Annotated in this window: 21 protein-coding genes and 1 other annotated feature; of the genes, 9 read left to right on the top strand and 12 right to left on the bottom strand. The window is 48.4% G+C overall.

What is annotated here, in order from left to right; translation table 11 throughout:
- Position 1: 1 nt before the first annotated feature.
- The 5 genes from U0358_RS09045 (at position 2) to U0358_RS09025 (ending at position 5,750) form a co-directional block, all read left to right on the top strand.
- Positions 2–682: an ABC transporter ATP-binding protein gene (locus U0358_RS09045; protein ID WP_317498547.1), complete on the top strand. Its 681-nt coding sequence runs from the start codon at positions 2–4 to the stop codon at positions 680–682.
- Positions 672–3,176 carry an ABC transporter permease gene (locus tag U0358_RS09040; RefSeq protein ID WP_317498548.1) on the top strand — a complete coding sequence of 835 codons (2,505 nt, stop codon included), beginning with the start codon at positions 672–674 and terminating at the stop codon, positions 3,174–3,176. The genes U0358_RS09045 and U0358_RS09040 overlap by 11 nt, the downstream gene beginning before the upstream one ends.
- Before the next feature lie 22 nt (positions 3,177–3,198).
- Positions 3,199–4,089, top strand: coding sequence for a TIGR01777 family oxidoreductase (locus U0358_RS09035; protein WP_322406065.1), 891 nt, complete (start codon positions 3,199–3,201; stop codon positions 4,087–4,089).
- Between the two features lie 63 nt (positions 4,090–4,152).
- Complete coding sequence (locus U0358_RS09030; RefSeq protein ID WP_322406064.1) at positions 4,153–4,560, top strand: septal ring lytic transglycosylase RlpA family protein; 408 nt, start codon at positions 4,153–4,155, stop codon at positions 4,558–4,560.
- A gap of 116 nt (positions 4,561–4,676) precedes the next feature.
- Entirely contained in the window at positions 4,677–5,750 is a 1,074-nt protein-coding gene (locus U0358_RS09025) for an MBL fold metallo-hydrolase (protein WP_322406063.1), read from the top strand.
- A gap of 43 nt (positions 5,751–5,793) precedes the next feature.
- Here the strand turns inward: U0358_RS09025 and U0358_RS09020 are convergent, their stop codons facing one another.
- The 12 genes from U0358_RS09020 to U0358_RS08965 all read right to left on the bottom strand — a co-directional run bounded on the left by U0358_RS09020 (position 5,794) and on the right by U0358_RS08965 (position 18,521).
- On the bottom strand, positions 5,794–6,921 hold the full coding sequence (locus U0358_RS09020) for a DSD1 family PLP-dependent enzyme (RefSeq protein ID WP_322406062.1): 1,128 nt from the start codon (positions 6,919–6,921) through the stop codon (positions 5,794–5,796).
- A gap of 25 nt (positions 6,922–6,946) precedes the next feature.
- Positions 6,947–8,209, bottom strand: coding sequence for an MgtC/SapB family protein (locus U0358_RS09015; RefSeq protein ID WP_317498553.1), 1,263 nt, complete (start codon positions 8,207–8,209; stop codon positions 6,947–6,949).
- Positions 8,210–8,250: 41 nt separating this feature from the next.
- Positions 8,251–9,105: an alpha/beta hydrolase family protein gene (locus U0358_RS09010; protein WP_322406061.1), complete on the bottom strand. Its 855-nt coding sequence runs from the start codon at positions 9,103–9,105 to the stop codon at positions 8,251–8,253.
- A gap of 12 nt (positions 9,106–9,117) precedes the next feature.
- Entirely contained in the window at positions 9,118–9,420 is a 303-nt protein-coding gene (locus U0358_RS09005; RefSeq protein WP_317498555.1) for a YciI family protein, read from the bottom strand.
- A complete protein-coding gene (ispZ, locus tag U0358_RS09000) occupies positions 9,420–9,962 on the bottom strand; it encodes a septation protein IspZ (protein WP_317498556.1) in 543 nt (180 codons plus the stop codon). Before ispZ ends, U0358_RS09005 begins: the two co-directional genes overlap by 1 nt.
- 20 nt (positions 9,963–9,982) lie before the next feature.
- Entirely contained in the window at positions 9,983–10,792 is an 810-nt protein-coding gene (gene trpA / locus U0358_RS08995) for a tryptophan synthase subunit alpha (protein ID WP_317498557.1), read from the bottom strand.
- Positions 10,789–12,012: a tryptophan synthase subunit beta gene (trpB, locus tag U0358_RS08990; RefSeq protein WP_317498558.1), complete on the bottom strand. Its 1,224-nt coding sequence runs from the start codon at positions 12,010–12,012 to the stop codon at positions 10,789–10,791. The genes trpA and trpB overlap by 4 nt, the downstream gene beginning before the upstream one ends.
- A complete protein-coding gene (gene trpCF / locus U0358_RS08985; protein ID WP_322406060.1) occupies positions 12,009–13,463 on the bottom strand; it encodes a bifunctional indole-3-glycerol-phosphate synthase TrpC/phosphoribosylanthranilate isomerase TrpF in 1,455 nt (484 codons plus the stop codon). The genes trpB and trpCF overlap by 4 nt, the downstream gene beginning before the upstream one ends.
- On the bottom strand, positions 13,456–14,469 hold the full coding sequence (trpD, locus tag U0358_RS08980) for an anthranilate phosphoribosyltransferase (protein WP_322406059.1): 1,014 nt from the start codon (positions 14,467–14,469) through the stop codon (positions 13,456–13,458). Before trpD ends, trpCF begins: the two co-directional genes overlap by 8 nt.
- On the bottom strand, positions 14,466–15,101 hold the full coding sequence (locus tag U0358_RS08975; RefSeq protein ID WP_322406058.1) for an anthranilate synthase component II: 636 nt from the start codon (positions 15,099–15,101) through the stop codon (positions 14,466–14,468). Before U0358_RS08975 ends, trpD begins: the two co-directional genes overlap by 4 nt.
- Positions 15,101–16,699, bottom strand: coding sequence for an anthranilate synthase component 1 (locus U0358_RS08970; protein WP_322406057.1), 1,599 nt, complete (start codon positions 16,697–16,699; stop codon positions 15,101–15,103). Before U0358_RS08970 ends, U0358_RS08975 begins: the two co-directional genes overlap by 1 nt.
- A gap of 52 nt (positions 16,700–16,751) precedes the next feature.
- Positions 16,752–16,856: a sequence feature (Trp leader region), on the bottom strand.
- Positions 16,857–16,985: 129 nt separating this feature from the next.
- Positions 16,986–18,521 (bottom strand): S10 family peptidase, encoded by a 1,536-nt coding sequence (locus U0358_RS08965; RefSeq protein ID WP_322406056.1) that lies wholly within the window; start codon positions 18,519–18,521, stop codon positions 16,986–16,988.
- 122 nt (positions 18,522–18,643) lie between these two features.
- Between U0358_RS08965 and U0358_RS08960 the strand changes: the two genes are divergently transcribed.
- The 4 genes from U0358_RS08960 (at position 18,644) to U0358_RS08945 (ending at position 22,913) form a co-directional block, all read left to right on the top strand.
- Positions 18,644–19,342 carry a hypothetical protein gene (locus tag U0358_RS08960; protein WP_322406055.1) on the top strand — a complete coding sequence of 233 codons (699 nt, stop codon included), beginning with the start codon at positions 18,644–18,646 and terminating at the stop codon, positions 19,340–19,342.
- An 80-nt stretch (positions 19,343–19,422) separates the two neighbouring features.
- On the top strand, positions 19,423–21,444 hold the full coding sequence (locus U0358_RS08955; protein WP_317498565.1) for an oxidoreductase: 2,022 nt from the start codon (positions 19,423–19,425) through the stop codon (positions 21,442–21,444).
- Positions 21,444–22,280: a PHP domain-containing protein gene (locus tag U0358_RS08950; protein ID WP_317498566.1), complete on the top strand. Its 837-nt coding sequence runs from the start codon at positions 21,444–21,446 to the stop codon at positions 22,278–22,280. Before U0358_RS08955 ends, U0358_RS08950 begins: the two co-directional genes overlap by 1 nt.
- Before the next feature lie 9 nt (positions 22,281–22,289).
- Positions 22,290–22,913, top strand: coding sequence for an L-threonylcarbamoyladenylate synthase (locus U0358_RS08945; protein WP_322406054.1), 624 nt, complete (start codon positions 22,290–22,292; stop codon positions 22,911–22,913).
- Positions 22,914–22,924: the final 11 nt, after the last annotated feature.

Raw genomic sequence — 22,924 nt, 5'->3', positions numbered from 1 at the left:
TATGCTCATTCAAGCTCAACAACTGGAAAAAACCGTAGACACCTCTGAGGGTCCATTACAGATTCTGCAGCCAATTAACGCCAGTATCAATGCCGGTGACACCGTAGCTATTGTTGGCGCTTCCGGTTCAGGTAAGTCGACGTTATTGTCACTACTGGCGGGTTTAGACCTCGCATCCTCCGGAGAGGTTCTTATAGAGAACGAAAAATTAAGCGAATTGGATGAGGAGCAGCGGGCAAAAGTTCGCGCAGACAAAGTCGGCTTCATTTTCCAGTCGTTCCTGCTGGTACCTAGCTTAAGTGCCTTAGAGAACGTTATGCTGCCGGCGGAACTGGCCGGTCATAAGGGAGCAGAAAAAGAAGCCCGGGAACTGTTGGCAAAAGTGGGGCTGGAAGATCGCTGGCACCATTACCCGAACCAGTTGTCTGGCGGTGAGCAACAACGAGTCGCTATAGCCAGAGCCTTTGTCGGACAACCCAAAATTCTGTTTGCTGATGAACCTACCGGTAACCTTGATGCGAAAACCGGCGGCAAAGTTGAAGAATTGCTTTTCGACTTAAACAAGGATTACGGTACCACACTCGTTGTGGTCACTCACGATCAGCGACTTGCAGAGCGCTGTCAGCGCGTGTTGCAAATGGACGCCGGGCAGTTATCGGAGGCAGCTCAGAATGTGGCATAAGATTTCATTTCGTCTGTTAAAGCAGGAGCTGAGACGCGGCGAACTGACCATTATGGCACTGGCCATTATATTATCGGTTACCGCGGTATTGTCGTTATCGATATTCAGTGATCGGCTGCAGGCCGGGCTTACTGAACGTAGCAGTGAATTTTTAGCAGCGGACAGAGTATTAAGCTCCAGACGGGATATTCCGCAGGAATGGCTTGAACAAGCCGGTCAAATGCAGTTGGAAACGGCCTGGAAAGTGGTTTTTAATTCAATGGCTTTTGCTGACGGAAACATGACCCTGGTTGATATTAAAGCCGTGAGTAACGGTTATCCGCTACGCGGTGAGCTGGAAATAGCGGATCAACCTTTTGGACAGGGTTATGTTGCTGAGGGCCTCCCTGCAGAAGGTGAAGCCTGGGTGGCGTCGCAGCTGTTTCAGGCGCTGCAGTTAGATATTGGCGACGATATTGAAGTCGGCAACAGCAGCTTTAAAGTCACTAAGGTCATTACGTATGAACCTGACGTCGGCTTTTCAGTTTTTACTGACAGTCCAAATGTACTGATTCGCCATTCGCAGCTGGAAGAGACCGGCTTGATCCAGCCAGGTAGCCGGGTGCGCTTTAATGTGCTGATGGCTGGTAATAACAACGATATTGATGCTTACGAAGAATGGCTCTTACCACGCCTGAATGACGATACACACAGCTGGCGTAGTATTGAAGACGGGAATAGTCCGTTGTCGCGTTCTCTGAACCGTGCTGAGCGTTTTATGATGCTGGCAAGCCTGCTGGGTGTGGTTCTGGCTGCAACCGCCGTTGCGGTTGCAGCACAGCGTTATTGCCAGCGAAATTACGATGTGGTCGCCATATTCAAGACCTTAGGTGCCAGTCGTCAGCAAATCCGTCGTATTTTTATGCTGCACCTGTTGCTATTAACCGCTGCGAGTGTGGCCATCGGTATGGCGCTTGGCTGGGCTCTTCAGTATCTGGTTATTGAGTGGGTCGCACAGAAACTGGATGCGACTTTACCTCAGGCGGGCTGGCAGCCTTATGTTTTAGCCGGAGCCACCGGTGTTATAAGCGCCGTTATGTTTACTCTGTATCCTTTATTCCGGCTGGTCTCTATTCCGCCGCTGCGCGTATTGCACCGTCAGTTAACGGCGGGTAACGCGGTACGCTGGCTGCAATGGGTGTTAAGTGGCGGAACCATTTATGCTCTGTTGGTTATTTACAGCCAGCAGTGGTGGTTGTCGACAGCCTTATTTGCAGGTGGTGCGGTTGCTGCCGTTCTACTTCTTGGGTTAGGTCGATTGTTTATTTCTGCCAGCCGCAAAGCCGGTATGCAGGCAGGCAGTAGCTGGCGTTTGGCTATGGCTGGCCTTCAGCGAAGAGCCGCAGCCAATAGCGTACAGATGCTCAGTTTTTCGACGGCCATTATGCTGCTCTTGCTCGTTATTGTTTTGCGTAACGACTTACTGGAAGACTGGAAAAGTCAGTTGCCGGAAGATGCACCGAACTATTTTGCTATTAATATCGCTGAAGATAAAGTCGATGATATGCAGACTATGTTTGAGCGGGAGAACATTCCGTCGACGGATCTGTATCCTATTGTACCAGGGCGTTTAACCCATATTAATGGGGAGAAGCTGCTAGACGAAGTCACCAAGGAAGATCGCGACGACAATGAAGCGGAAGGCCGCGAGGGCGTAGGACGGGAGCTTTCACTGACCTGGCGGGATACTTTGCCACCCAACAATGAACTTACAGCCGGTGAGTGGTGGGGAGACAATGCTGAACCTCAAGTTTCGGTTGAACTAAATGTATCCGAACGACTGGATATAAAAGTGGGTGATGAACTACGCTTTAACTTAGGTGGCGAAGAGTTCACTGTGCCGGTAACCAGTTTACGTAAAGCCGACTGGAATACCCTGCAGCCAAACTTTTACATGATCTTTAACACTTCGACACTGGAAGATTTTCCGGCAACTTACATCACCAGCTTTAGGTTAGGTGAAGACCGAAAAGACGAATTGTACCAATTGTTTAAACCTTTTCCGCAAACGTCGTTGATTGATCTGGACGCTATGATTAATCAGATTCGTGAAGTGATTGGACAGGTCAGTTTAGCCATTGTTTTTGTACTGGTGCTGGTCATTATTGCCGGAGCTTTAGTGCTGGTTGCGCAGGTGCAGGCCAGTATGGAAGAACGGCAGAAAGAACTGGTGATTCTGCGCACGCTCGGAGCGCCGGGTAAATTATTGAGTCGCAGTATTACTTATGAGTTTTTGGTGCTTGGGGCAATTAGCGGGCTAATAGCAACCTTAGCCATGGAAGTCTCGCTATTTATATTGCAAAACCAGGTGTTCAATATGACGCCAGTTATTCATTGGAAACTTTGGTTGTTAGGACCGGTATTTGGTGCTGTTGTGGTGGCTGTTTTAGGTCGTTTATCCTGCCACCGGCTCATTCAGAGAAATACGGCGCAGCTAATACGTAAGCTGGCCTGATGGAATTTAAAAGAGGTGACCGATGAACATTTTAATGACAGGTGGAACCGGGCTTATTGGCTCAGCTTTTATTCATAAGTATCAGAACACGCACCAGTTTACGGTGACCACTCGCAACAAAGAAGGGGCGAGAAAAAAGCTGGGCGACAATGTAACTTTGCTGTCTTCGGTCGATGAGATTGCTGATATTGGTCAGTTTGATGCGATTATAAACTTACAGGGCGAAGGTATTGCTGATAAACGTTGGTCTGATTCCCGTAAGCAAGCTTTAAAAGACAGTCGTTGGCAGGTTACAGAAAAGCTCGCCGCCATGATTAACAAAGCAGAAAAGCCACCTAAAGCCTTTTTGAGTGGCTCCGCCATTGGCTATTATGGCCCGCGTGATGCGGAGCCGGTTAATGAAGACCATGTCGCTGAACATAAGGACTTTGCGGTCACTTTGTGTCAGGGGTGGGAGCGACGAGCCCTGGCTGCGGAGGAGGCTACTCGTGTGGTTTTACTGCGTACCGGTGTCGTTTTGGCAAAAGGTGAAGGGGCTTTAGCTAAAATGCTGCCGCCTTATAAGTTTGGTTTAGGCGGCCCGTTGGGTGAGGGCAATCAGATGATGTCCTGGATCCAGCTGGACGATATGATTCGAGCCATTGAGTATCTGTTGGAGCACGATAATTTGTCCGGACCGGTTAATATGACGGCTCCAGGACCTGTGACTAACGAAGCTTTTAGTCGTACCCTGGCATCGGTAATGAATAAACCTCACTTTATGAGAGTACCGGCGTTTGTTCTTAAGTTAGGCTTGGGTGAAATGTCGTCGATGCTACTTGAAGGGCAAGCTGTGGTGCCGGATAAACTGCGCAATCATGGCTTTCAGTTTGAGTATCCGACAGTTCGTGAAGCTTTTAAGGTAAGTGTATAATTCTTTACACGTCTTTTGGGTTTCTTAACGGACAGTGTTTTCGGAACTCAGTAAAATTAAGAAATGAAAACAAAAAACCAGTATCCACTTAAACAATTCACCCTTGGCGTTGGCATTTTTATGCTGGCGCTTACCGGGTGTACTTCTATTCCCGCTGAAAGCCCTCAAAACTTAGTTGTTACTAGAGAATCTGGTAAAGCCTCCTACTACGCCATGAAGTATCAATTTAGAACAACTGCAAGCGGTGAGACTTATAACCACTTTTCCAGCACCGCTGCACACCGGACACTGCCGTTCGGAACCAAAGTGCGTGTCACCAATATTGCTAACAATAAAAGCGTCGTGGTCAAAATTAATGACCGCGGGCCGTTTATTGATGGCAGAGTGATTGATTTGTCACGCTCCGCTTTCGATAACATAGCTGATCTCGATTTAGGGGTTATCAAAGTGACTACTGAGGTTATCAGGTAATATCAGAACTCATGCCTTAGTGTTACAAAATTTAACAATTTGACGCGTGACCTTCTAGCTTATTGATATTAGCCTTTTTGTTTTAATTAAACTGTAGAAGTGAGATGCCGGTGTCAATGTTTAGGATTTTAGTATCAGTAAATACTTTGGCATTGCTAACACTGGTATTAGCAGGATGTAGCGCAAATTCTGTAACAACAATAGAAGAGAAACCTCAGCCAACTAATGAGGAAACCGGGCGCTTTAAAAACCTGGACGCGGGCAAGAAGAGCTATCCGTTAACCTGTAAACAAGACTGCTATAAGCCTCGTCGCGATATTCAGTGCGGTAGCGACGGATTGTGTCAGTACACTGGAAATAAGAAGGCTTTACCCGGGCTGACGGATTTCTCTGTTAAATGGCTGGGTCATGCAGCCTTTGTCATTAAAACCCCAACCGGAGAAACATTTTTAACGGATCCGGTATTTAATGACTTTGATTGGCCAATTAACTGGCTGTTTTCGCTTGATGGGGGTGAACAGCGAGAAGTCGATGTGGAGCCAGATCCAGAGCTTATTGATGTCACTAATGCGGTATTATATTCCCATCTTCATTACGATCATTTTAATAAGAGTGATATTGAAACCATAGGAGTTGAACCGGAGTACTTAGTGCCTTTAAATGTGGCCGCTCACTTTCCATCCATTGGGGCGAATATAACTGAACTCGGTTGGTTTTCTTCGAAGAAAATAGGTGACTCTCTGGTGACTGCTGTGCCTGCTCATCACTTTAGCAGCCGCACTTTCGTGCCATTTATTTACGAAGATAACAATAAAGACTCCTGGAATGCCTGGTTAATCGAAAACAAGGGGAAGACGTTATTTTTCGCAGGAGATACCGGCTACTCAGAACACTTTAAAGTAATTAATAAGCGTTATGGTGATATTGATGTGTGTCTGTTGCCGATAGCATCTTATTACAGTGAAGAGTCGCCTGAATGGTATCGCTACGTCCACTTGACTCCGGAAGATGCTCTGGCGGCAGCCGCTGATCTTAATTGCAAAGTATTTATCCCCTGGGGTTACGGCAACGCCAGCTGGGGAATGGGAGACTTGTCATCTCATTCCGCACTAACTCGGTTTTTAAATATGGTAGAGAGAATGGGAACATCAGCTGAAATCGTGATTTTAAACGAAGGGGAAAGCTTGTAGCTTTCCCCTTTGTAACCTGGCAGCTAAGAAGCTGTGCAGTGGACTACCAGCCCGTAATGCGTTGCCAGGTGTTATGTGAGCCGTCACTCATTAGCAAATGGTAAACCGGATGCATAGCTGCCGTAGCACAGGCGTGGTTAGGCAAAATGCGTAGCTGATCGCCAACGGGGAAGTCTTCTAATGGGTAAGCGTCGTTTAACTCTATAACGCCGTGCTCTTGCGAGGTGCTGTTAACACAAAGGTCATTAAGCACTGAACCGTCTGCTCTGCACACTTGTCCGTAGCCAAAGTCCTGACGCTGACCAGCGGTACCGCGATCACGCGATAGCGCCATCCAGCCGCTATCGGTCAGCAGCCAATTCTTCTCTTTGTTGTGGCCAATGACTGTTGTGACCACTGACATGGCTATATCAGAAAAGTCGCATACACCGATGTTTTTCATCACTAAATCAAAGGTGGTGTAAACGCCGGCTCTGACTTCACTTATGTCACTAAAGTCCTCGCCAAAATGCGCTGTCGGCGTTGAACCAACGCTGGTTATAGCGCAGCGAATACCGGCGGTTTTCAGCTTGTCTCGTGCCATTCGAACGGCATCGCATTCTTGTTTGGCGAAGTTTTTTAACCCTTGTTCCGTATTGCAGGCGTATGAGCCCCCGGCATGGGTCATTAAGCCGGTAAAATGTGAGCCTAAAGCTTTGGCGATAGTGATTAGTTGAGGAGCCTGAGGTTTAATACCGCCACGGTGGTCATCGCTGTCTATTTCAATAAAAACGGAAAAGTCTTGCCCGAACTCAGCAGCAAAATCAATAACCGCCTCCGCCTGTGTCATATTGTCTAACAGAACATGAAGGTTAATACCTTGCTGCCTCAGTGCGGCTACTCGCCTCAGTTTTGCCGGCGCTATGCCAACAGCATAAAGTAAATCGGTATAACCTGCCTTCGCGTAGGCCTCTGCCTCAGCTAATGTTGATACCGTGCCCGGAGCATTCTTATTATCGAGTAGATATTCAGCCGCTTCCAGAGTACGCAGAGTTTTCAAGTGCGGGCGTAAATTACTGCCCAGTGATTCGACCCGTTGCTTAAGATAGCTAATGTTACTCTTCAATTTAGCTTCATCGATGAGCAAATAAGGTGTGTCCGGTTGTGATATCCAGTCAGGAACTGATTTCATAGTGGTTGTCCTGCGTTAGTGATGATTAAAACTGCCAAAAGGCGTAAAGCAAGCCAGGAATAACGCTTAAAATCATGTAAACAGCGTAACGATAGTGCAGTTTAATGCCGGCAACAGAAGCGAACATAATGCCTTTAAGCAGAGTATTACTGACACAGGCTAAGATAATTCCCGTAGCGGCTACCTGGCGCGAGAGTTCACTCTGAGCTGAGCGTGACAGTGACAAGGTAATAGCGTCAACATCCATCAGACCGGATATTATAGCAAGGCCGTATATCCCGGCATCACCAAACCAGTTTTTCATTCCCTCAGCCAATAACAAAATAACCGCTAATAAAATACCAAATTGGATGGCGGTGGTTAGTTGCAGTGGGTTACTGATGGTTATCTCTCCGGTTTCGGTCGGAGACGTGCGTCTTTGTTGTCTATACATGAGTGCCATGACAGCTAATAACCCGGTGAACATAAGAAGAATAGGCGGCCACAATAGTGGTAAAAGTTCACGGTTAACCACAAAGACCTCAATAAGAACACGTGGGAACATAATGCTACAGGCGAGCAGCATGCCGCTGACGTAAATGACGCTCTGAGAGTTCTTTTTCGCAAAACGAGCCATAGTTAAGGTAACCGCGGTGGATGATGCGAAGCCTCCGGCGATTGCGGTGATTAAAGTGCCGCGCCTCTCTCCCAACAGTTGGGTAAACAGGTAGCCAATAAAAGACAGACCCGAAATTAAAACGACCATCCACCATAGCCAGTAGGGGTTCAATGCCTGCCAGGGACCGTACCCTTCATTTGGCAGCAAAGGCAGGACAACCACAGATATCAGCAGTAAAGTGATACCTGAGTAAAACGTCTTTGGTGAAATACGCTTAAGTAATTTGTGCAGACTCTTTTTATGGCCAAGAAGCGCAACCACGACAGCCCCGCAACTGAGCGCCGGTAGTGGGTCGCCGGAGGCTGCCCAAATTGCCAGCGCAAAAGTCAGCAGCATGGAGAATTCGGTAGTGATACCCGCGTCATCAGAGAGCTTGCTATGACTGATATAAGACGATGCAATGAGTATGGTTACAACAACGAACCCCGTAACGATAAGCCATACGCCCCATTGTTGAGCTAAAATGGCAAAAACGCCGCCACTAAGGCCTATTAAACTGAAAGTTCGCACACCGGCAACACGCGTGCCGTCATCACTGTCTCTGCCGCTCCAGCCGCGCTCAATGCCTATCATCAGACCGAGAGCAAGGGCTGCAAGCAAAGATAACGCCAGTTCAATTTGGTAGTGCATTACAAAGCGTCCTTATTAATTGCTTTAATTTTATAATGACTTTAATTGACTTGCAGGGCGCCCAGCAAGCTTTCACGCCAGAGAGACTCTTTGAATTGGCTGCGAAAAAAGTTGAAGTGACCAATACCTTTGCTCTTGGTCATTTCTGGATTCAGGTCTTGCAATACCTTGGGTGCATTAGGGTAGTGCGCGAGCAGGTTTTCGATATTGGATCGTTGCAGCAACTCGTCGTCAGTAATATGAAAGGCGCTGATGGGTGCCGAAAATACTTTATATCGGTCTTTTTGTTCCGTGCTGATGTTATCAAACAAGTAGTCCTTACTGCGGCACCAGCGACTCCATTGTTTCATGGCTGCCGCTGGCATATCGCCGACCATATTTAAACGTTTACCCGGGAAATAACCGGCAATGGGTGTACTAATAGGTGCGGCAAAATACCAGAGTAACCACGATGTCCAACGAACCTGTTTACTGGCTTTCAACCAATAACCGGTACCGCTGGCTATGGTTATCATCTTATCTATCTTATTGGCGTTATGTGCCATGGCGACAATTTGCCCGCCCAGGCTGTGTGCCAGCCAGATTAAGGGCTCTCCCCTTAGGCAGGACTGTGCGTAGTCAATCACGGCAGTAATATCGAGCTCGGCCCATTCGGTAATGTTGGACTTAATTTGTTTCAGCGGCTTATCAACGGACTGGCCAATACCGTAATAGTCAAAAGTAATGACCCGGTAACCTTGTTCGCTGAGCCACCGAGCTATGGGTTGATAAAAACGTTGTTTTACACCTAACGCCGCAGCTATAACAACAGTGGCTTTAGGGCTCGATTCAGGTTCAAAGCGGACACAGTGCAGATAGCGATTATTGGTGGTGAGCTCGACACTCTTCATAGTCATCGATTAACCCGACTAGTTCGGTAAAACGGCATTAAATGGCTTCACTGTCGCTTTTTTATAAACACCGGCTTGCCAGTAAGGGTCGTCGTTGGCCCATCGTTCCGCTTCTTCCTGAGTATCAAATTCAGCGATAACGACTGAGCCGGTAAAGCCCAGTACGCCTGGGTCAAGCTCTGCAATAGCCGGGCAGGGACCGGCAACCAGCAGCCTGCCGTCGTTTTGTAAGGCTTTTAAACGTTCAAGGTGAGCAGGACGCGCCTGCTTACGACCTTCGAGGGAATTCTCATGGTCTTCCGCGAAAATAACAAACCACATTAGTCCTGGGGCTCCTCATCAATGGCGTGATGGTACATATAGAATCCGGTACCAATTGTGAATACGAGTGAAATACCCAGTATGCCAAAGACTTTAAAGTTAACCCATGCCTCCTGGCTCCAGAATTCCGCAATGTAAAGGTTTACTGCTGCCAGTGCCAGACAGAATACGATCCAGGCGTAGGTTAAGCGGAACCAGGCCGTATCGGGCAGCTTTATATCTTTACCCATCATAGCCTGAATTGGACTGCGTTTTTTCCATATCAAGCCGCCTAAAAGCATGAGTGCTATGGCCACGTAAACGACGGATACTTTCATTTTAATGAACCAGTCGTCGTGCAATAACAGTGTTACTGCTCCAAATACCATTACTACAGCCAGTATTACCCAATGACGAGTCGTTATTGGCTGCTTAAGTAGCTTCAGCGTCAGAATTTGTAACACAGTACCTGCCATTAGCACGCCGGTAGCGACGTAAATATCGGCCATTTTGTAAAACACAAAAAAAGCGATTATGGGTAAATATTCTAACAACAGGGCCATTAACTACTCCGGTGGCAACTTTAAGACAATTGGGTTGCGGCCTTCATACCTTTTACAAAAGCTTTCAGGTCCGCTATTTGCTGCGCATTATTGTCGAGGTTTTTCTCGATAAGCGCAACCACAGCCGAGCCACTAATGGCACCGTCTGCGCCTGCTGCTAACGCTCGCTGAACATGTTCAGGCTGGGATATACCAAACCCAAGCAACGTCGGTGGCGCACCGGCTTCCTTCAGTTTGTTAATCAGTTCCGACGCAGGTGCCTGCATTTGTGTGTCAGCGCCGGTAACCCCTGAGCGACTCAGTAGATAAACATAGCCGGCACATTGCTTCGCAATATCAATTAACAGCGCATCACTGGCGTCTGGTGGCGCAATAAACACCGCTTCAACTCCAATTTCTTTGGCTATGTCGGCGAAGCGCTTGGCTTCTTTGGTCGGAACATCAGCAATAAGTACTGAATCTACGCCAGCATCTTTCATTTGCTGATAAAAGTTGCGAACACCTTTCGCGTAGATGAGGTTTGCGTAAACCAATAAACCTATCGGTATCTGTGGTGAATAGTCTCTAACTTCCTTTAAAATCTCTAAAATGTGCTTAAAGGTTGTTCCCGACTCTAAGGCTCGTAAATTTGCCCGCTGGATCATGGGGCCATCGGCAACCGGGTCCGAAAATGGCAGGCCGAGTTCCAGTGCATCGGCACCGCCATCAATAAGAGCCTTGATAACTTCCACACTTTGCCCGGGAGTTGGGTCACCAAGCGTGACAAAAGGCACGAAGGCACCCTGGTTATTAGCTTTTAACTGTGCGAAACAGGTTTCATACCGGCTCATTTTTGTTCTCCTTTCGCGCTAACTTCAGCATTTTCCTGAGCACTAAAAATACGACGTACGTGGTCAATGTCTTTATCGCCGCGGCCGGATAAGTTGAGTAATAATATTTCCGGAGCGTCCGGTTCGGCGGCCCGTTTGAGCGCGTAAGCCAGCGCATGAGCGGGTTCCAGTGCAGGAATAATGCCTTCATGACGGGAGAGCAGTTTAAAAGCTTCCAGCGCTTCTTCATCGGTTACTGACTCGTAACGCGCGCGACCACTTGCTTTTAAATGCGCATGTTGAGGGCCCACGCCAGGGTAGTCCAGACCAGCTGATACTGAATAGGACTCTTCAATTTGTCCTTCGCCGTCCTGCATTAGAAACGACAGGCAACCATGCAAAATTCCAGGTTTACCTGCAGCCAGTGTGGCGCCGTGCTGCTTGGTTTCCACGCCTTTACCTGCGGGCTCAACACCCACTAGATCAACACCTTCTTCGTCGATAAAATCGGCGAACATGCCAATAGCGTTGGAGCCGCCGCCGACACAGGCAATAACTTCGTCCGGTAAGCGACCCGCCTGCTCTATAATCTGGGCTTTAGCTTCTTCGCCAATCATGCGATGAAACTCACGCACTATAGTCGGGAAGGGGTGTGCGCCCGCGGCTGTCCCTAATAAATAATGGGTGTCGGGATAACTTGCAGTCCAGTCACGCAGAGCCTCGTTGACGGCATCCTTTAAGGTACCGCTGCCGGTATCCACAGGTACCACTTTTGCGCCCATTAATTCCATGCGAAAAACATTGGGCTGCTGGCGCTCAACGTCTTTTTTGCCCATATAAATAATGCATTCCAGGTCCAGCAGGGCACAGGCAAGGGCTGTTGCGGTACCGTGCTGTCCAGCGCCGGTTTCGGCGATAATGCGCGTTTTTCCCATGCGCTTAGCCAGTAACGCTTGTCCCAGCACCTGGTTGGTTTTGTGGGCGCCGCCATGAAGTAAGTCTTCACGTTTAAGGTAAATTTTGGTTTTATTCGGGCTGTTCAGCGGCAGGTTACGGCACAAACTCAGTGGTGTCGGTCTGCCTAAGTAGTTTTTCAGTAATCCGCGAAACTCAGCCTGAAATTCTTCGTCCTGCTGCGCTTCGATAAAGGCCTGCTCCAACTGCTCTAATGCCGGTAGCAAGATTTCAGGAACGAACTGGCCGCCGAAATCGCCAAAATAAGCGGGTAATGACTGACTCATACAGCCTCCTGTTGGGTATTCTTGTTTAAAAGATGACTTTCTGAAAAACGACCATAATGGCGGATTTTCGTGAATGTTTGAGCTACTTTTCGGCTGTCTTTAATGCCGGGTTTCCATTCGGCTTGTGAGTTGATGTCCACTCCGGCAAAGCCTAATTCAATTGCACTGGCAATACTGTCGGGGCCAATCCCCCCGGCTAGCAAACAGCGTTGACGTTCTTCAGTACTTAATGGTTCCAGCAACTCCCAGTTAAAAGCCTTGCCGCTGCCGCCACCGCGGTTGTCCAGAACAAAAGCGTCAACCGGAAGATCCGGCAATTGTGCCGGGCTTTCAATAGCTAAGGCTTTCCATATTTTTACTACTTCCAGATCGGCCTGACGCAATTGTTGACGTAATTGAACCACATAGTCGATATCTTCATGACCATGCAGTTGAATAGCGGAAAGCCCGATTTTTTTAGCCGTGTCGATTAAGCTTTCTAATGGTTGGTCGGCAAAAACACCGACGTACTCGAGGCCAGGGGCTTCTGCTGTTATTTTCTTCGCCTGCTCCTGGGTCACGCAGCGGGGAGAGTGCTCAACAAATATCAGCCCCCCGAATACCGCACCCTGAGAACGTGCGTTTATAGCATCTTCAGCGCGAGTCAGGCCGCAAACTTTATTTTGCCCATAAAGCAGTTTGCGGGAGGCTAAATCAACGTCCGGCTGGGCGCTCAATGCGCTGCCGATAAGAAAGCCGTTAACAAAAGGGGCAACCCGGCGAATGTCGGCGTGCTCAGCAAAACCTGACTCTGCAATAAGTAAAGCATTTGGGGGAGCCAACGGAGCTAACTGCGCACTGCGTTTCGGGTCAATGCTCAAGTCTGTTAAGTCGCGGTGGTTAATTCCTATAATGTTTGCGTCCAGTTTTGCCGCACGTTTCATTTCCTCTTCGTTGGCAACTTCAGTGAGTACATCCATCGCGAGCGATTTGGCGATATCTCGCAGGGCGATATATTGTGTATCATCCAGGACTGATAACATAAGCAAAATAGCGTCTGCACCAAAGTAACGGGCACGATAAACCTGCTCTTCATCAATAAAAAAGTCTTTGCATAAAACCGGCTGGGTCACTTGTCGGCGCACGGCGGTCAGATAATCTAACCGGCCCTGAAAGAATTCAGGCTCAGTTAATACGGAAATTGCTGCAGCATACGGCTGGTAGCTTTTTGCCAACTGCGGTGCGTCAAAGTCAGCACGAATTAAACCTTTTGAGGGAGAGGCTTTTTTACATTCCAGAATAAAGCCTGCCTGCTCACCACTCAATGCTTCATATAAGCTGCGGTCACTGGGTCTAAGTTGAGATTTAATTTCAGTTAATGGCATCAGTTCAGCCTGGGCTTTGTTTTGCTCAACTTTGCGCTCAATAATGGTTTTAAGTACGTTCCTTTCCAAACTAATGGTCTCAGACATGGTAAGTCTCCTGAGCATCTTGTACGCGACGTAAATGCAAGAGCGCCTGGCCGGTGTCTAAATGCTCCAGCGTTGCTGCGGTTGCGGCTTTCATATCGTTGTATTGTCCACTTAAATACAGCAAAGCGGCAACGTTCATTGCAACCGAGTGGCGCTGGGCCGGGCTACCGCCTCCGGCAAGAATGTCTTCCAGAATACGGGCGTTAAAGTCAGCGTCACCGCCTTTTAATTCGTCAAGCGGGGCGCTGGGAACACCAAAGTCACTAGGTGTCATCTGGTAGTCACTGAGCTCGCCGTTGCTCAGTTCAATTACTCGCGTTGGCCCGTGCAAAGCCAGTTCATCCAGCCCGCTTCCGTGCACGACCATAGCACGTTTAAGCCCCAGTCGTTGCAGGGTTTCAGCCATTGGCCTTACCCATTCCTCACTATAAACGCCAAGCAGTTGAGCATCGGGGCGCGCGGGGTTAACTAAAGGACCAATCAGGTTGAATAAGGTGCGCGTTTTCAGCGTTTGTCTTACCGGCATCGCATGCTTAATGCCCGGGTGATAATGTGGAGCAAATAAGAAGCAAAAACCATTGTCGGCCAACTGAGTCGAGGCATCCGACGGGTCCAGATTAACGCGAAGTCTGAGTGCTTCGAGTACATCGGCCGATCCTGAACGTGAAGACACACTGCGATTACCATGTTTGGCCACAGCCAGACCCATACTGGCAGCAACCAAAGCCGCCGTCGTAGAAATATTGATGGTGTTGCTGCCATCGCCGCCGGTGCCGCAACTGTCAATGACCGTGGTGTCGGGGCGTAAAAATGGCTTCGCTGCGGATAATATGGCTTCCGCGGCGCCAGCTAATTCAGCGGGGGTTTCGCCCCGCATTTTCATAGCGATAAGCGCTGCGGATACCTGAATATCGTTGAGCTCGCCTTTAATTAAGCGCTGGAAGAGCTCACGGGTTTGATCTTGTGTCAGAGCCTCACCAGACATCAGAGTTTGTAGGGCTTTCATGGCTTTGCTCCTGTTAATAAATACTGAATACTGTTGCTAAGTAATTGCTTTCCCTTCGGCGTTAGAAGCGATTCAGGGTGAAATTGAAAACCAATAGCATTGGTGTTGTTTTCTTCTTTACCGAAGAATTCAGCAGCCATAGGAATACTACCGTCAGGGCCATCTAAACTGGCGATTACCCTCGCTGTGTCCGGAAGGTCGTAACCACTTAATGAGTGATAACGCGCCACAACGCACTGGTTGTTATCCGTTGCGGCGGTAAATACGGGATGCGCCACAGTGTCGACTTTAGCGGTTTTGCCATGAACAATTTCCCCACAGGTATCCACGCGGCCACCGGCGTGTTCAATGAGCGCCTGAAAGCCGAGGCAAATACCCAGCATGGGTATACGTCCGCTGCAGTATCGGATCACTTCCATTAAGTTGCCGGCGTTTGCCGGGTGCCCGGGGCCGGGTGACAAGCAGACCAGTTGAGGGCCACTGTAACTTTCCAGCTGTTGAATCACATCGGCTGCTGCCAGCTGGTTACGATAAACGACCAGGGGAAAGCCTAACTGGCGCAACTCATCCACCAGGTTGTACGAGAACGAGTCGACGTTATCTATCAGTACGATACGAGCTGACTGAGTCATTATAGCGCCTCCTGGTCAGGTAAAGTGTGAGCCTGCTGAATTGCCAGAATAACTGCCTTAGCTTTGTTCTCGGTTTCGGCAACTTCGCTGGCCGGATCTGAGTCGTGCACCACGCCAGCGCCGGCTTGCACTATGGCTTCGTTGTTCTTAACAAAAGCGGAGCGAATAACAATACAGGTATCCATGTCGCCATTCCCGGCCAGATACCCAACAGCGCCGCCATAGCTGCCGCGGCGTTGTTTTTCGACCTGACGAATAAGAGTTGCAGCGCTTACTTTGGGCGCACCTACCAAGGTGCCCATATTCATGCAGGCACGGTAAGCATGCAGCGCATCGCAGTCGTCTCGTAGTTTTGCCACCACGCGCGACACCAGATGCATGACATGAGAATAACGGTCAACCTGAAGTAGGTCTGCAACGTAACGAGTGCCAGTTTCGCTTATGCGGGCTAAGTCGTTTCGGGCTAAATCAACCAGCATTAAATGCTCTGCCAGTTCTTTTTGGTCTAGGCGCAGTTCCAGTTCCATACGGCTGTCTAAATCCGGATTAATGCTGCCGTCAGCGCTTTTCCCGCGCGGACGCGTGCCGGCTATAGGGTAAAGTTCTACCTGATTGGTGTCCTGCTGGTATTTCAATGCGGACTCAGGGGAGGCGCCAAAGAGGGAAAAGTCTGGGTGACTCATAAAAAACATGTAGGGCGAGGGGTTATTCTTTTTCAATTGCTGGTAAGCGGCTAACGTATCGGGGCAGGGCATTTTGAAACGTCGTGACGGCACCACCTGAAAAATATCGCCCGCGACAATGTTTTCTTTTAGCCGGGTAACAATGTGTGCAAATTCTTCTGCTGAGGGTGTCGCTGTTACTTGTACATCAACCGGCTGAGGCTGGGGTTCTATTACCGGTAACTGACAACGTGCAGCCAATTCTCCTATTCGCTGGCTCATAGCCTGATAACGTTGGTCGTGGCCTTTACCGCTGAACACACTGCCAAGCAGTTCAGTGGTTTGCTGCTGATGATCAATAATCAGCAAGGTTTCCGCCAGATAAAAGACGTAGTCAGGGCAGTTGTTTTCTCCTTCTTCAACTTCGGGTAACTGCTCGTAACTGGCAACAAAGTCATAGGCGAAAGCACCGCCAAGAAAAACCGAAAACGGATGCCGTTTTGCTGTGTCGTTGGCTTTATTGAGTTTTTGTTGCAGCAACCGCAGCGGTTCCATGTTACTGGTTTGACGCAAGCGGGAGTCTTCATCAAGCGGTGTATTGGCCGCACTGAAGGTTAATGTCAGTTGTTCAGGCGCTTTCTCAATGGCGGCGCTGTCTCTGAGTTGCTCTTCAATCCAGCTGAGCAGAACAGCACCGTTATCGGTCAGGGCAACAATAGTAACTTGTTGGTCGTTACAGGTAATTCGTAACGCCGCATCAATCAGGAGCAAGCTCTTTACTTGTTGCTTGGTGCCAATATCGGCTGAGTCCAGCAGTAAATGTTCACCTTCTGTGCTGCAAGTATTCTGAAATACTTTTAGTGGCTCCGCCTGATAAGGCAGCGACACTCGTAGTGTTTCTAAATTGCCGTTTTGTTCAGTTGTCAGGTTTTTCACCTCAGACCTCGTATTCTCTTGTTGTTGTTCAAACCTGCTCCAGTGAAACGGCAATAAAAAACCCGCTCAAAGGAGCGGGTTTTTCAAAGTGAAGCTATTTACGTTACACGCACAACTACACCACCCGCTCGTTTGGGAAGTGCCACCACCAATGTTGTGTTTTTGTGCGTAAAAACATAAGTTGTATAGCTCTCTTAATTCAATTTAATGCTGACAAACTAACGCTTGCGCGAAAGCCTGTCAATAGTTGTTTTTTCTTTCTGTCTAGATTCTTTATTTATACTTTCTATTTATATTCTGCCGGTTTGCCTTTTGAATCAGATTTACGAATAAATTCGCGTAAATCATCATTCGCCTTCTCCAGGTCGGCACGGCGTAGATACATCATATGACCGCTACGGTAACCTTTAAAGTCGATACGGTCGCTCATTTGGGTGCTAGGATCCAAGTGCCACATGTTGTACTTCGCATCGAAGTAGTTAGTTGCACCGTCAAAGTAACCTGACTGAATTAACACATTCAGATAAGGGTTTTGCGCCATGGCCTGACGTAACTGTTTACCTGTGTTGTTGTTTGAGCGATCCCAAGGATGAACCGGACCGAACATGTTGTATTTAATGTCGGTTACAAAGTCTAATTCTTCACGCAGATAGTAGTTAATAGCCGGCGTAAACGAATGTAACCATGACGTCAGCTCGGCGTTGTAGTCGGGACGGTCGCCTGAGCGCTTCTCATCAAGGCCTAAGTAGCGTGAGTCAAGGCGGCCAATAGTGCGATCGCGGTCACGCAGGAGTTCTTTCCAGAAATACCAGGTGCTCGGTGCCAGGTTGTTATCTAATACCGCTTGTTTCGACAAACCAGAGTAATAAGCGACGCGCTCAGCCATTTGCTCGCGGGCTTCGCCGGTTAGCATGGCACCTTTCGCCAGTGCCGGTAAATACTGGTCCAGCGTGAATTGCTCAACTTCTGGTAGTAACTCGTCCAGATCCTTGCTTTGTAAGGCTTCAGGCAGCGCATCGTGATACCAGGCGGCTGCAGCAAAGTAAGGTAACTGGTTCGCTTGTTTTACCGGGCCGTCGCGGTCAATGCCGATGTCTGTTGGTGACACTAAAATGACACCATTTAAGTACATCCATTGACTGTTTTGAAGCTCTAAAGCAAGGCCAGACACGCGCGTTGTACCATAGCTTTCGCCAATTAAGTACTTAGGCGACTGCCAGCGGTTCATGCGTGAAGTAAAAGTATTCATCCATTCGGCAAGGTATTTCACGTCGGCATTAACGCCAAAAAACATGTCTTTTTGCTTCTCGCGAGAGGGCATTTCGCCATCTTCATTTGGCAACACGCGCGAGTAGCCGGTATTCACCGGGTTAATAAAAACAATGTCAGCCACATCGAGAATGGAGTGCGGGTTGTCCTGCACGCCATAAGGCTGAACCGGGTAACCTTCGTCACTCAGGTTTAGGACCTTTGGACCTGTGTAGGCAATGTGCATCCAGACCGATGCGGAGCCCGGGCCACCGTTAAAAGAGTAGACAACTGGGCGAGATTCACGGTTATCAACGTCCTGACGTTCGTAATAAGTATAGAATAATGATGCGGTCGGGTTACCTTCATCATCCCACACGGGTTGAGTGCCGGCGGTGGCGGTGTAGTCCACGGTTTCGCCGTTAATTTCTACGCTGTGTTCGGTAACGACTTCGGTGTCGACCGGCAGCATGCGCTTGTGGTTATTCGGTGCTTCTTCTGCAATAACGGGGGCAGAAACGACTGAGCAGCCCATTAGAGATAAAGAGGCAACTAAAGCGAGACTCTTTCGCATAATATTGTTCTCCGTTTTTGTAATCTTGCCTCAGATTAACAAATAATTACTTTAAAGAGTCAAAGGTTATGCGATTATTGGGTTTATTCCTGCGACTGGAGCCTATTTAAATGAGGTCATCAATGAAACTTACAAATATAACACGGGCGGCTTGTTGGTTAGTTTTACCCTTGCTTAGCTTCTCAGTTGCGGCTCAGAATTTGTCTGATGCGATGAAAGAGGGGCTACAGACAATGGCTTCGGAGCAGTTAAATGCGGACCTGGAAGTAGGCGAACTTGAGGTTAACTCGTTAACCGATGGTCTGACCGTAAATAATGTTCGTTTTGCGACCCGGGTCAAAGCCTTGTCGGAGCCCGAAAATCAACTTCTGCTGGCTAAGCAATTAATGCTAACGGGTGATTGGCAGGCGCTTGGCAGCAGCCGTGTGGATATTTCAAAAATTGAGATGTCCGGCGCTCAATTAACCGTCGCATATTACGATACCGGGCGCTCAAACTTGCATGAATTTCTAAAGCAAATGAGTGGTGTTAAAGTTCAAAAGATAAATTCGGTGCCTTTAAACTGGCGGGTTGATACGTGGTTGATGGAAGACGTTACCATTAACCTGTTTGATAAAGGTGAGCCTATTTTAAGTGTGCATGTTGATCAGCTTAAATTGAAAGACCTGCAGTCAATGCAAGACGCGAATGATCAGGTACAGGAACTGCTGTGGCCGATTTTTGAGCAGGTTTCGAAACAAGTGCGCAACGGAAACCCGAACATACAAGTCGATAGTATGGCGCTTTCGCGGTTTTTATTGCGTGAAGCAATGGCGTTCTGAGCTTGAGTTAAACGGGTTTAAGCAGTAAAGTTAGGAAAATTAAACACCCGTTTAAAATAAGTTTAAAATAAGAGGTTGGCGTGGAAAAATCATACCCAAATTTACTGAAACCCCTGGACCTTGGTTTTACGACATTGAAGAACCGAGTCTTAATGGGCTCAATGCATACAGGCCTGGAAGAAGAAAAAAATGGCTTTAGTAAATTAGCCAGCTTTTATGAAGAGCGCGCCAAAGGTGGTGTCGGTCTTATTGTCACCGGCGGTATCAGCCCTAACTTTCGTGGGCGTCTGGCGCCTTTTGGCAGTGAAATGTCCAAACCCTGGCACGTGGGAAAACACCGTCAGGTAACCGACGCCGTTCACAAGTATGGCAGTAAAATATGCCTGCAGCTTTTGCATGCCGGGCGTTACAGTTATCATCCGTTTTCTTTGGCTCCCAGCGCTATAAAAGCCCCGATAAACCCATTTAAGCCAAAAGCCATGTCGGAGCGCCAGATTAAAAACACCATCAAGCATTATGCCCGCGGCGCAAAGCTGGCGCAGAAGGCTGGCTACGACGGTGTGGAAATCATGGGCTCGGAAGGTTACTTGATTAACCAGTTTTTGTGTCCAAGAACGAATAAGCGCGATGATAACTGGGGCGGCAGTTTCGAAAATCGTATGCGTTTCCCGTTGGAGATTGTTAAAGCTGTGCGCGCGGCTGTGGGTGAAAAATCGATTATTATTTTCCGTTTGTCGATGCTGGACTTAGTTGAAGACGGTCATCAGCTGGATGAAGTTCTGCAACTGGGTAAACTGCTGGAGCAGGCGGGTGTTACTATTATTAATACGGGTATTGGCTGGCATGAAGCCCGGGTACCAACCATTGTCACCTCGGTACCACGTGGCGCCTTCAGTTGGATAACTGAGCGCGTGCGCCGAGAATTATCGGTTCCTGTGGTGGCGGTTAACCGTATCAACACGCCGGAAATTGCTGAGCATATTCTGGAAAGCAACCAGGCCGATATGGTTTCAATGGCACGACCGTTACTGGCTGATCCGGAGTTTGTGAAGAAAGCGGAACAAGGTCAGTCTGAACGTATTAATACCTGTATTGCCTGTAATCAGGCTTGTCTGGACCATGTTTTTGAGAATAAAAGAGCGTCCTGTTTAGTTAACCCGAGAGCCTGTTTTGAGCAGGAACTGGTCATGAAGCCGGCGGAGCAGAAAAAGCGCATTGCGGTAATCGGTTCTGGTCCGGCAGGGTTAGCCTTTGCCTGTCATGCTGCAGAGCGCGGTCATCAGGTCGATTTGTACGACAAGTCCGAAGAAATTGGCGGTCAGTTTAACTACGCTAAACAGATTCCGGGTAAAGAAGAGTTTTATGAAACCCTGCGCTACTTTAAGTACCGCATTGAAGACACCGGGGTAAATTTGAAGCTTGGAAAAGAGCAGACTTGCGAAGGGTTGCTGGCAGAAAAATACGACGATGTGGTTCTGGCAACCGGTGTCAGTCCTCGCCAGGTGGATATTCCGGGTGTTGATTTGCCGCATGTGCTGGGTTACTTAGATGTCTTACGCGATCACAAAGCTGTGGGTAAAAAAGTGGCTGTGATTGGTGCCGGTGGCATTGGTTTTGATGTATCTGAATATCTGACCACTGAGAAGTCGCTGACACTGGATGAACCCGAGTGGTCAGAGCGTTGGGGGATTGATAAAAGCTACACTGATCGTGGCGGTCTGAAACCGCAGCAGCCAGAGCAAAGCCCGCGTCAGGTGTGGTTGCTTCAGCGAAAAGAGAGCAAAGTCGGTAAAGGCTTAGGTAAAACCTCTGGCTGGGTTCATCGCAACGAGTTAAAAAGTAAGTCTGTGAACATGTGGAATGGGGTGACTTATCATCGCATTGTGCCAGAAGGTATTGAAATAGAACGTGAAGGTGAAAAACAATTGCTGGAAGTCGATAATGTGATTATTTGTGCGGGGCAGGTACCGCAACGCTCCTTGCACGACGCGCTGCAGGCGGCCGGTCAGACGGTGCATCTAATTGGTGGTGCCGATGTCGCTGCCGAGCTCGACGCCAAACGCGCGATTCGTCAGGGTACAGAACTGGCGGCGGAGATTTAATGCCAGTTTACGATTTGCATTGTCACAGCACCTGTTCTGATGGCTCGCTATCAGTTTCAGAGCTTGTGCTGCGCGCTTGTGAGCAGAACGTCGATGTACTGGCGATAACCGATCATGATTGCGTTGACGGGCTGGCAGAAGCGAGTCGTCTCATCGAACATGATAACTTGCCGATTGAGCTGGTAAACGGTGTCGAAATCAGTTGTCGCTGGCACAGCTTTGAAATTCATATTGTTGGACTTAATATCGACCCGAGTGCGGAACCTTTAAAGGCTTTATTGAGCGAACAACAGCAACGTCGCTATAATAGATTCGATGCGATGCTGAAAAAGTTATATCAGCGGGGTGTCAGTTTATCAGCAGAAGAATGCCAGGCGGAAGGTTTGCCTACACGTAAGCACATTGCCGACGCTATGGTACGAAAAGGTATTGTCAGCAACCCACAAAAAGCTTTTGACCGCTTTATTGGCAAAGGCAATAGTGCCTATGTAAATCCTGAATGGTGTGATATTCCTACCGCGATAGAAGCTATCCATGAAGCCGGAGGGAAGGCGGTACTGGCGCATCCGCATGGCTACAAAATGTCGAATAAATGGCTGCGCAAGCTTTTAATACAGGGCAAAGAGTGGGGACTCGATGCCATGGAAGTCAGTTTGTGTCAGCAGTCTCCCGGTCACCGTGATGCCCTGGCGAAAATGAGCCAGGAATATGGCCTTTTAGCCTCGCAGGGCTCGGATTTTCACTATCCGGGGAATTGGCGCGAACTGGGTAAAAATCTTTGTCTACCAGCGGACTGTGTGCCAATATGGGAGCATTGGTCACAGTATCAGGATTGAGGTGAGATTATGAGTCAATATTTTGAAATTCATCCGGAAAATCCTCAAGCACGTTTAATTCAGCAATCGGTTCAGATTATTCGTAAAAGTGGAGTGGTGGTTTACCCCACCGACTCGGGTTATGCCATTGGTTGTCAAATTGGTGATAAAGCAGCGGCTGACCGTATTTGTCAGATTCGTGAAATAGACAAAGAGCACAACTTTACTCTAATGTGCCGTGATTTATCTGAGCTTGCGACTTATGCGCGGGTTGATAACGACGCCTTTCGGTTGCTGAAAAATAACACCCCCGGACCTTACACTTTTATTCTAAAGGGAACGAAAGAGGTTCCCAAGCGGCTGTTAAATCCTAAACGTAAAACTATTGGTATAAGGGTTCCGACGAATCGTATCGCAATGGCTTTGTTGGAAGAGTTAAATGAACCATTAATGTCGACCAGTTTGATCCTTGGCGAAGGAATGCTGGCTGAATCTGATCCGGAAGAGATTCGGGGTAAGCTGGAAAAGCTGGTGAATTTAATTATTGATGGCGGCCATAAAGGTGAAGAACCAACGACGGTTGTGGATTTATCGGAGGGAGCACCGACCATTCGTCGCGAAGGTTCCGGAGACGTAGAGCCTTTTGATTTTTAGGCATTTAAACA

This window comes from Idiomarina sp. PL1-037 (assembly GCF_034422975.1).
In the GTDB taxonomy this organism is placed as follows: domain Bacteria; phylum Pseudomonadota; class Gammaproteobacteria; order Enterobacterales; family Alteromonadaceae; genus Idiomarina.
The sequence above is the reverse complement of the archived record's forward strand: the minus strand, read 5'-3'. Positions and strand labels throughout refer to the sequence as shown.